This window comes from Liquorilactobacillus satsumensis DSM 16230 = JCM 12392, from assembly GCF_001435195.1.
In the GTDB taxonomy this organism is placed as follows: domain Bacteria; phylum Bacillota; class Bacilli; order Lactobacillales; family Lactobacillaceae; genus Liquorilactobacillus; species Liquorilactobacillus satsumensis.
Window position 1 is genome coordinate 20,030 of the sequence record NZ_AZFQ01000016.1, and the last position, 10,301, is coordinate 30,330.

Below are 10,301 nucleotides of genomic sequence, written 5' to 3' on the forward strand. Positions count from 1 at the left end.
GATTCTATTATCATACCTTTCACTGCTTCACCTTTAAAAATTCCTTATAATTGCAATTTCGTTGCCTAAGTTACTGTTTATGTATATCAGTCAGTCCTAGACTGACCTCCAACGCATGATCAATTGCGCTCATTCCTTTAGTGCTGATATGTGCAACTCGGTCCAATAAACGCTGTTTGTCGATTGTTCTGATCTGCTCAAGGAGCACAACTGAATCTTTCTCCAACCCCACTTCTGTCGCTGAAAGTCCAACGTGTGTGGGCATTTTAGGTTTTTGAATTTTTGCAGTAATCGCTGCAACAATAACTGTCGGACTATAACGATTGCCAATGTTGTTTTGTAATATCAGCACAGGCCGCATCCCACCTTGTTCTGATCCCACAACAGGTGAAAGGTCGGCGAAAAAAATGTCGCCGCGCTTGACATCATCAACTGTCATATAATCCCTCTATTTTCTATTTCGTAGCCGGCTTCACATTCACAGCCAACAAATTCATCACAGATCTTCTTATTAAGTGGTCCCATCTCTTTATAACCATTGATTAATTCATCAAGAATTTGATGATGCGCATCTACATAATCCGCTATCAAACTATTTTTAAGCTCTCCTTGATCAATTGAATAATAATCGCAATATATCGAAAGACGTTCATCTTCTTTAGAGACAAAACCATTTGTCGTATTTTCATCAAAGTGATATGTCATCGCAAGCGGCCCCCAACATTATTTATTCATTAATAATACCACAAATCTTCACAAATGGTAGCTACTTTAATTATAATACCGTGGCACTCTTTCGGAAAGGGCACAAAGTACTTCATAATGAATTGTTTCAGAATAGGTTGCGACATCCTGTGCGGTTATGGTTTTCCCTTGATTTTCACCGATCAGTGTCACTCGTGTGCCGACTGCTATTTTTTGGGGTAATCTGATCATAATTTGATCCATGCAGACACGTCCGACTATTTCACAGCTCTTACCTGCCACCAACACGGCAAAACCTTGCATTCTTCTCAGCCAGCCGTCTGCATATCCAATGGGAACAGTCGCGATCCATTCATCATTTTTGGCAGTGTAAGTTTTACCATATCCTACCGATTCACCCGCTGCAAGGCGGCGTAACGAGATAATCTCACTAGATAAACTTAGTGCTGGTTTAAAAACTGTCGGTAACTCCAAATCTCCTCCCGACGGATTAAGTCCGTACATTGCAACTCCAAAACGAACAGCATCTCCTTTGGCTTCGCGATGCCACAAAGAAGCCGCCGAATTAGCAACATGGACGTAACGCGGCTTTTCAGCAACCACCGCCATCAACTGCTGAAATCTCGTCAACTGCTGGCGATAATATGCTTGAGCATCTGCCTTAGAAGAATCAGCAGTCGCAAAATGCGTAAAAATCCCTTCGAACTTGAATTCAGTTTGATGGGCCTTCAAAAAAGTCACTGCTGCGGCTAAAGCTGCCGGAGTTCGGAAACCAATTCTACTCATACCAGTGTCTAACGCCAGGTGCACTGCCAACTGAAGCTTGTGTGCTCGTAAGAAAACTGCAGCATCTTCAAGAAATTCAAGGCTATCGACTGTTGCCGAAAGGTTATTTTGCGCCATTACAACCGCCTGAGCTGCAGGATTAACACCTAGGACTAGAATCATCTCGCTCAATCCAATACTTCTCAATTTAAGCCCTTCATCAATGATTGCAACACAAAAGCCATCGACTCCCGCAGCATGTGCAGCTTGTGAAACCTCCACTAATCCGTGACCATAGGCATTGGCTTTCACAACCGCAAATAACGATTGCTGTGTATCCATTAATTTCTTTTCAGCATTAATATTTTGTTTGATAACTTCAAGATCTACCTCAGCATAAGTATTACGATGTGTTCCTTCAACCATTCCCAGCATCTTCCTTGTCTATTGATTACTTTCTAAAATTACCTCTGTCATTACCAGTGTTGCAGTATGTGAAATTGAAATATGCGCTCGAAGTTCACTGCGCGGATGCCGCGTAATCTGCGGTTTGCCTGTCTTTCCATCTTCAATAATCTCAATATCCTGAAAATGCACTGTTTTGCCGATCCCAGTCCCCATTGCCTTACTGTAAGACTCTTTAGCAGAAAATCTACCTGCTAAAAATTCGTATCGGCGGCGCCCACCGTATTTTTCAAAATACTCCACTTCTGCAGGTGTCAGGACTCTTTGTACGAAGCCTGCGTGCCTTTGGGCGGCCTCTTTAATGCGCGCTATTTCGGTAATATCGATTCCCGTTCCTAAAATCACCTTATCGACTTCTCCTTTTAAAACAACCAGACCAAATCTTCAAAGTGCAGTTATTGCATATCTACTGGTTATCTTACCACATCTCTTAAATACAAAAAAGAAGAGGCTGAGACAAAAATCAAGTTTCGGCTACAGCACCTTCTTTTTAGATCTTATTTGTTTTAATGTGTTCCGCACTCTTCTTCAAGACAGCATTACACTCATCAAAGTAAATTAGTCTTTCTTAACTCTGATTGTGAATTTACGCTTTTTCTTATGGTCACGACTGTATTTTTCGCGATTCTGATCTTTTCTGGGTTTGTACCCCTTAGAATTCTTCCCATTATCACGATCATGCCATGACCGCCGCTTATTATTATGCCCATAGTGGCCAGATTTTTTACGTCGGTTCGGTAATGGTCTTTCAGGTGTAATCTTAACCGGGACTTCACTAGCATTGTCCTTGGCCATTTCATTGATCAAGGCCGCAATTAGGTCTGTTGCATCATACTTTTCAAGTAATTGGGTTACTTGTTTTTCAAATTTGGCTGTATTCGTCTTTTTGACTAAGTCATCAATGCCTTCAACTGCTGAAGAAATCTGACCAATAAAGGCTTCTTCTTCTGTCGGTGGCTTCAACGGTGTCATGCGCTTCTTTGTTAAGCGCTCAATCACGCGCAGATAATCCATTTCATTGGGAGTAACAAAGGTAACTGAAACACCATGATGTCCGGCACGCCCTGTTCTCCCAATCCGATGAACATAGCTTTCTGGATCTTGCGGAATGTCATAATTGTACACATGTGTGACTCCCGAAATATCTAAACCTCTAGCAGCCACATCTGTTGCCACCAAGATATCAAGCTTTCCTGCTTTAAATTGTTTTAAAATACTCATTCTGCGTTGCTGAGAAAGATCACCATGAATTCCCTTTGCATTATATCCGCGTGCTTCAAGGCCCTTTGAGAGTTCATCCACACGCCGCTTGGTTCTGCCGAAAAGAATTGTCAATTCCGGAGCCTGAACATCTAGAATCCGGGTCATCGTATCAAACTTCTCAAAATCACGGGCGCGGACATAAAATTGATCTACTAAATCAGTTGTTAACTCTTTTGCCTTAATTTTAACAATCTTAGGCTTCGTCATAAACTTTTCACCGATTTTCAAGATTGCTGCAGGCATCGTTGCTGAAAAGAGAAGCGTCTGTCTTTCAGTAGGGATCTTTGCAATAATACTTTCAATATCATCCACAAAACCCATATCAAGCATTTCATCAGCTTCATCTAAAACCAATGTCTTAACTTTACTTAAATCAACCGTTCTTCTTCTAATATGATCAAGCAGGCGTCCAGGAGTTCCCACAATAATCTGAGGAGCGCGCTTCAACATATTAATTTGGCGCCTGATATCTGCACCACCATAAACAGCTTGAACTTTAGCATGCTCGTCGCGTCCAAGTCTAAACAATTCTTCTTGCGTCTGAATTGCAAGTTCACGCGTTGGTGAAATTACAACTGCTTGAATCTCATTTTTCTTAACATCAATATGATTCAACAGTGGCAATCCAAAAGCTGCCGTTTTACCTGTCCCTGTTTGTGCCTGTCCGATAACATCGTCACCTTCCAGAACTAAAGGAATTGTTTCAGCCTGAATTGGCGTTGCCTCTTCAAATCCGCTGCGTTTAATTGCCTTTAATAAATTGTCTGAAAGTCCGAGTTCTGTAAATTTCAAAAAATATTTCCTCCTATATAGCTCTGTGTTTTCTATCCTATTGTACTTAAACTAAAGCTGCAAGCACTTTTTCCAAATGAATCCCATGACTACCTTTTAGCAGCACGAGATCTTCTGGTTCGATTTCAGCCTGCAACGCTGCCACCAACTGTTCCTTTTGATCTGCCCGATACCAATGCAACTGGGCGCTTGAGAACTTACTTGCCAGACTTGCCTTTAACTCTTCCATCTCATCGCCGCAAAGATAAAGGCTCGTAATCTTCTCTGGGTCAATCGCCTCTGCTAAACCAGCATGCATCTCTTTAGAGCGTGTCCCCAACTGCAACATATCTCCTAATACTACAATCCGCTTACCTGACGTTTCCGCCTGAGAAAAAGCCTTAAGGACCAGCTTGGCAGCAGTCGGATTCGAATTATAGACATCACTTAAAATACGTTCGTTTTGACTTCCCTTGACCCATTCAGTGCGATTTTTAGTCAAAGCAAAGGAAGACAATGCTTTGAGCATTACTTTAACCGAAATTCTGAAGTAATCACCGACACTCAACGCAGCAAGCGCGTTGTTGACATTATATGAACCAATCATCGGAATAACAAAATTTTCATCTGGCCACTTTGAAACTCGAAAACTCGTCTTATTCTCATTACCAACAATGTTAAGTCCTCGAAAATCATCTGAATCTTGATTCCCAAAAGTTATTGTTTCTTGAGAAAGCTCCTTGGCTCTTTGTGTTAGCAGTGGTTCATCACCATTATAAATAAACACGCCGTCTTCTTTTAAGCCATGGGTAATCTCCATCTTTGCATCTGCAATCTTATCTCTTGTACCAAAGAATTCGATGTGTGCCTCCCCAATCATCGTAATCACTGCAATGTCAGGTTCAACCAAATGACTTAGTCCATCAAGTTCACCAAAGTGATCCATGCCCATTTCGACAACTAGCACTTCAGTGTTGGGCTCCATCGCCAAAACTGTAATTGGAACACCAATATAGTTGTTGAAGTTGTCATGTGTTTTTTTCACATTAAACTGCGTCCCTAAAATAGCAGCTATCATATCCTTGGTAGTTGTCTTCCCATTACTACCAGTGACCGCCACAACTTTTGGATTAATTTTATGCAAATAATACTTTGCAAGCTGCTGCAAGGCAGCCAAACTATCAGTAACTGTTATCTTAGGAAAATCAGTTGGCCCATTCTCATGACCTTCCTCCCAGAGCGTTGCAACAGCACCCCTTGAAATTGCATTTTGAATATAATCATGGCCGTCATGCTCCCCCTTTAACGGTACAAAAAGCGCCCCGGGTTTTAATGAACGGGTATCAAATGAAACGCTTGTAACAACGACATCCGCCCATTCTTCAGCTGACTCTACCTGTAGTGCTTTCGCAATTTCTGCTAATCGCATCTTCATGTGACTATCTTCCTTTCTCCTGGCACTGTTAACCAAACGCAGTGTCCCATAAGCATTCCGCTTGTTTCAAAAAGTGAATATCTACCTGCCGTTTCCTGAAGACAAAATTCACCCTTAGTTATTGTATCACATATTAAAAACCTGACTTACACTTACTCAAAAATAATTATTTACTACCACTCAAAAACAGCAGGTGTCGATTCTCTTGCGACTGCTTGGGCACAAGAAAACATCAAGAATCAACTCCTGCATTAAGCCAATACTCCTTAAATTATATGTTGAAACTATCTTCAAAGGCTGTCGGTGAAAGAATCTCCAATTCCCATTCTTCTGTATTTAACTGATAATGCAATCTTCCCACCAAATTTGACTTTTCGATCAGCATCGTTGGCTCATGCCATTTAAGTTGATAGACACTTTCAGGTGCAGCAAACATTGGAATCGAGGCTTCTTGTCCTTTTATTTTTAAACCGCCAAAATCAAAGACCGCTCCATTGACGAGTAACGCTGTCAACTTCTGCATAATTTCAGCTGGTAAATCACGAAAGCGTCTTCGTGCACGCAAAAAGGGACGTCTTTCCTTATAAGTCTCCCCAAGACGTGCAGCAAGACACTTTGAAAGTAATTGGTAAAAATGGGGCAAATAACGATAGTATACCTTTTTTGCACCATTTGGTAAAGTCAAAAAGACATAATTATTTTGCAATTTGTAATAAAAAGGCGCTTTAAGATGAGTGTACGCATGCCCTAAGTAAAGCAATTCTGCCACTTCCCGTGGTGAAAGCGACTCCAAATCATTCACATCGTCAAAATCAATCCACTCTAACGGACGAGCATGTTTTTGCATTAAATACTCCTTGACATTTTCCGTTCCTAAATACATATTGAACCCTGAATAAATATCAATTTCCTGTTGGGGATCGACAATCCCAAGTGAAAGAACGTTGTCAGGTGGCCGCGAAGACTTTGTGATAAAATCTGCTGTGGAAATGCCATAACTCAAGGTGAGATGGGATACTTTTTCAACATATACGTAAACAAGATTGCTACGCATCATTTTTCCTCTATTCTATTAAAAAATACATATCTACATCTTACGCAAACGTGCAATTCGATCTTCAATTGGTGGATGCGTGTCAAAAAGATGGGTCCAAGAACCCGATTTGAAAGGATTTGCAATATATAAAGATGAACTGCTCGGATCCGCGGCTTTCATCGGTTCACTCTGCGAAATTTTATCCAGTGCATTGATTAGTCCCTGCGGATTTCTAGTTAGCTCAACACCCGAAGCATCAGCCAAATACTCACGATTGCGTGACAGGGCAAGTTGAGCTAAGGTTGCCGCTACCGGAGCCAAAATAACCACCACAATTGATAAGACCATTAAAATTGCATTAGCTCCGCCACCTTCATTATCTCTTCTGCGACCACCGCCCCACCAAAATGAGTTGAAACCCAAATTAACAAGTGCTGAAATAACAGCACTTAAGGCGAGCGCAGTAGTTTGCAAGCGAATGTCGTAATTACGAATATGCGAGATTTCATGTGCAATCACACCTTCAAGTTCTTCACGGTTTAAGCGCTCAAGCAACCCTTGTGTGACAGCAACAGCCGAATGCTCAGGATTGTTTCCTGTCGCAAAAGCATTGGGACTTTCATCAGCAATGACAAAAACCCGTGGCATTGGAACACGTCCCACGAGAGCCATATCCTCAACAACATGCCACAGCTCTGGAAAATCACTTTCCTGCTGAATTTCTTCTGCGTGATTCATCCCCATCACAATTTCAGTTGAACGTGAAAGCATGGCAAGCATGTAAAAGACACCTAAAACCGCAGCCATCACAATTCCCAAGGCAGAATTATTAAAAAAAACGTAACCTACAGCAGCGCCAATTACCAAAACTAATAAGAAAAAGGCGATCATCACATAAACAGTCCGCCTTTTATTACGTGCTATTTGCTGAAATAACATTCACTATACTCCTTTGAATCAGGTTTACTCAAAAGAAACCTTGGGTGCTACTTTTTCTTCTGCAGGAACTTCTAAGTAACCAACTTTAGTCATGCCATGAATTTTTGCAATAAAATTAGAAGGGAACGTCATCAATTTCTGATTGAAAGATGCTGCACTAGAATTAAAAAGCTGACGTGAGTATGCAATTTTATTTTCAGTGTTGGTCAGTTCTTCCATTAACTTGGTAAATTCCTGATTTGCTTTCAAATCTGGATAATTTTCAGCTAAGGCAAAGATTGACTTCAGTGTGTCGGTCAGCTGATTAGAAACTTCCATCTTCTGTTGATGCGCATCACTTGGCAAGCTAACCAATTGATTTCTTAATTGCACTACTTGTGCAAAAGTTTCACGTTCATGCTTAGCATACCCCTTAGTGGTCTCAACCAAGTTCGGAATCAGGTCATTTCTACGTTTCAATTGGACATCAATTTGACTCCATGACTCTTCTGTATAAACCTTAGCAGTTTGCAAACCATTATAAAGTCCAATATATCCAAATACAACTAATGCGATGATTATTATCAGTATAATCCAAAACATCTTTTTCTCCTCCAATATCTTGTGCGTAAGTAAAATCACAACTTCAGTTATTACACATTGCGCACATGCATACCCCGCTGAACACGTTGTAACACTGACTACTACCCATAATTATCATAGCAAATTACTGTTCTTTAATAAAGCTGATTATCTTGTATTTTAAAAATAATTAAACTCATTTTCTCTAACAAGTTAGCCACCGACACAATTAAAAAAGAGAGTGTGACATAAGTTGGGAAAATTTGAGTGCTAACTCGAAATTACGAACATCGCGAGTACTTTGCTATGAGTAATTGGAAAGTCAGACGGAAGATTTTGACTTATGGAACACGTTTACCCGGGATAAAAGAGGGGGCTGTGACAAAATTTAACTTTTGTCACAGCCCCTATGCGGTATCATTACTGATAAATAGGTACTACTCCACAATAGTCTCCTATAAGTACGCTAGAAATCCGCTAGCATTTGTACTCCGCTTCGAAAAGTCACTAGCCGCCGCAGCGGAACGATCTACTGATCGCCTGACTGTCTCGACTCATCGCATAGCCTCATTCTACTACATCAACCTTCAAAAGACAAGCTCAGCTTAGTGTAACTTTTTTTCCATCTGATGATGTGCAATCCCGGCATCCAAAAAACCTGGACCTGTCACTTGATACCCCAGCTTGCTGTAAAAACCTTGTGCCTGGTCCTGAGCTCCCAGCTTTAGAAAATAAATCTTGCGTTTTAAAGCTGCTTGCTCAATTACCTGCATCAAAGCCCTTGAAATTCCCTTACCCCTGAATTCAGGTAAGGCAGCTACTCTTTGGACGTGCCAGCTTGGACCCTCTTCGCGTAAAACACGTGCAGTCGCAGCGGGTTGTCCATCATAGTAGGCCACAAAATATTCGGCTGCCGCCTCATTTTCTACCTCCAATTCAGGAGCAACTCCTTGTTCCTTGATAAAAACCTGTTTACGGATGGCAAGTGCATCCTGATAGCACTTGGAATCCAAATTGTCTGTCTGTTCAAACTTTAACATCGCACTCAGTCCTTTCAAAAAAAGATTATAATTGTATACTAGATTGAGAGTACATTATTCTAACATAATAATCAGGTGAATATCTTGGCGAAACACATTAAAAGAAAAAAAGGCTTTTTTTCGACCTTCCTTATCCGTATCCTACTGATGCTTTTAGCTTGTACTTTAGTATTACTAGGTGCAACCGAAAACACTCACGACAGAAAACTTCACTTCACGGCGATTATTCCCACTATTTATTTGCATGGTTACGGCGGTGGTGCAGCTTCCACCAATAAAATGATTGCCGCTGCTGAAAAAAGTGGACGCGCACAAAAAACTCTAACTATAAATGTTTCTCAAGATGGACAATTACATCTTCAGGGAACATGGTCTTGGTCAGAAAAAAATCCGATTGTCCAAGTTATCTTTGATGATAATACAGCTGAGATTCCGACTGAAGCAGCTTGGCTCAAGCAGGTGGTTAACTATCTGCACCAGCATTATAATATGCAAAAATTCAATGTGGTGACTCATTCAATGAGCGGACCCGTCACATATTACTGGGCAGTCCATCTCCGGCAAAAAAACGGACCTGTTCTAAATAAATTCGTTCCAATTGCTGGTCCTTTTAATGGCGTCATTTATATTGATGATACTCCCAACCAAAATTCATTGGAATCTTCTGGCAAACCGACTTCTCAAAATACTGCTTACCGTGACTACTTCAAGTTTAGAAGTCGCTTTCCACGACAAACTAAAGTTTTAAACATCTTCGGCAATCTAGAAGACGGCACAAATTCTGACGGTTTAGTGACCAATGTTTCTGCACGTTCTTTAGCTTACTTAATTCGGGGTCACGTAGCATCATATCAAGAATTAATGGTCAAGGGGGCCAATGCTCAACATTCCTTGCTCCACAATCATAATACAACCGTAGACCAAGCTGTAATTAACTTTCTTTGGCCAAAGTAGCTTATTTTCATTTGCTATATTTCAATTTAGGACTAAAATAAAGGTGTGGAAATTGTTTCACAGTGTGGACTTCAATATAAAGAGGCGATATCAATGTCACAGAAATTAAGCAAAGAAGAAAAAAAAGCATTGGCTCGCAAGGCTTTAGATGACCGCGCAAAACACCCAACCAAAAAAGATGGCTCAGGCTTTGCCCGTCTGGATGCTGACGCAAAGAAACTTCAGCGTTAAAGAATTTGCCTTTGGGCATAAGCATTTAACACAATTAAATTAAAGAGGGCTGTGACAAAAGTTAAATTTTGTCACAGTCCCTTTTTTATTCTGGATAAACGTGTTCCATAAGTCAAAATTCTCCGTCTAACTTCGA

The 10,301-nt window shown here is 40.8% G+C and carries 12 protein-coding genes; 2 read left to right on the top strand and 10 right to left on the bottom strand.

The annotated features are described in order from the left end of the window. Positions 1-70 precede the first annotated feature (70 nt). The 10 genes from FD50_RS01470 to FD50_RS01515 form a co-directional block, all read right to left on the bottom strand. Complete coding sequence (locus FD50_RS01470) at positions 71-439, bottom strand: type II toxin-antitoxin system PemK/MazF family toxin (protein WP_054757644.1); 369 nt, start codon at positions 437-439, stop codon at positions 71-73. Next, entirely contained in the window at positions 436-705 is a 270-nt protein-coding gene (locus tag FD50_RS01475; RefSeq protein WP_054757643.1) for a hypothetical protein, read from the bottom strand. The genes FD50_RS01470 and FD50_RS01475 overlap by 4 nt, the downstream gene beginning before the upstream one ends. Before the next feature lie 66 nt (positions 706-771). Then, on the bottom strand, positions 772-1,896 hold the full coding sequence (gene alr / locus FD50_RS01480; protein ID WP_056959756.1) for an alanine racemase: 1,125 nt from the start codon (positions 1,894-1,896) through the stop codon (positions 772-774). A gap of 18 nt (positions 1,897-1,914) precedes the next feature. Continuing rightward, on the bottom strand, positions 1,915-2,280 hold the full coding sequence (gene acpS, locus FD50_RS01485) for a holo-ACP synthase (protein ID WP_056959758.1): 366 nt from the start codon (positions 2,278-2,280) through the stop codon (positions 1,915-1,917). 213 nt (positions 2,281-2,493) lie between these two features. Next, positions 2,494-3,990 carry a degradosome RNA helicase CshA gene (gene cshA / locus FD50_RS01490; RefSeq protein ID WP_056959761.1) on the bottom strand — a complete coding sequence of 499 codons (1,497 nt, stop codon included), beginning with the start codon at positions 3,988-3,990 and terminating at the stop codon, positions 2,494-2,496. A 46-nt stretch (positions 3,991-4,036) separates the two neighbouring features. After that, the gene (locus FD50_RS01495; protein WP_056959763.1) at positions 4,037-5,404 is read right to left on the bottom strand and encodes a UDP-N-acetylmuramoyl-tripeptide--D-alanyl-D-alanine ligase; all 1,368 of its coding nucleotides are present in this window, start codon (positions 5,402-5,404) and stop codon (positions 4,037-4,039) included. Positions 5,405-5,675: 271 nt separating this feature from the next. Further along, complete coding sequence (locus FD50_RS01500; RefSeq protein ID WP_056959765.1) at positions 5,676-6,458, bottom strand: hypothetical protein; 783 nt, start codon at positions 6,456-6,458, stop codon at positions 5,676-5,678. Positions 6,459-6,491: 33 nt separating this feature from the next. Then, the gene (htpX, locus tag FD50_RS01505) at positions 6,492-7,379 is read right to left on the bottom strand and encodes a zinc metalloprotease HtpX (RefSeq protein ID WP_056959767.1); all 888 of its coding nucleotides are present in this window, start codon (positions 7,377-7,379) and stop codon (positions 6,492-6,494) included. 24 nt (positions 7,380-7,403) lie between these two features. Further along, positions 7,404-7,961, bottom strand: coding sequence for a LemA family protein (locus FD50_RS01510; protein WP_056959769.1), 558 nt, complete (start codon positions 7,959-7,961; stop codon positions 7,404-7,406). Between the two features lie 584 nt (positions 7,962-8,545). Continuing rightward, positions 8,546-8,980: a GNAT family N-acetyltransferase gene (locus FD50_RS01515; RefSeq protein WP_056959771.1), complete on the bottom strand. Its 435-nt coding sequence runs from the start codon at positions 8,978-8,980 to the stop codon at positions 8,546-8,548. 84 nt (positions 8,981-9,064) lie between these two features. Between FD50_RS01515 and FD50_RS01520 the strand changes: the two genes are divergently transcribed. Together FD50_RS01520 and FD50_RS12835 are read left to right on the top strand one after the other, a co-directional pair. Continuing rightward, complete coding sequence (locus FD50_RS01520) at positions 9,065-9,934, top strand: alpha/beta hydrolase (RefSeq protein WP_056959773.1); 870 nt, start codon at positions 9,065-9,067, stop codon at positions 9,932-9,934. Positions 9,935-10,027: 93 nt separating this feature from the next. Beyond that, positions 10,028-10,165: a hypothetical protein gene (locus tag FD50_RS12835; protein WP_164478093.1), complete on the top strand. Its 138-nt coding sequence runs from the start codon at positions 10,028-10,030 to the stop codon at positions 10,163-10,165. Positions 10,166-10,301 lie beyond the last annotated feature (136 nt).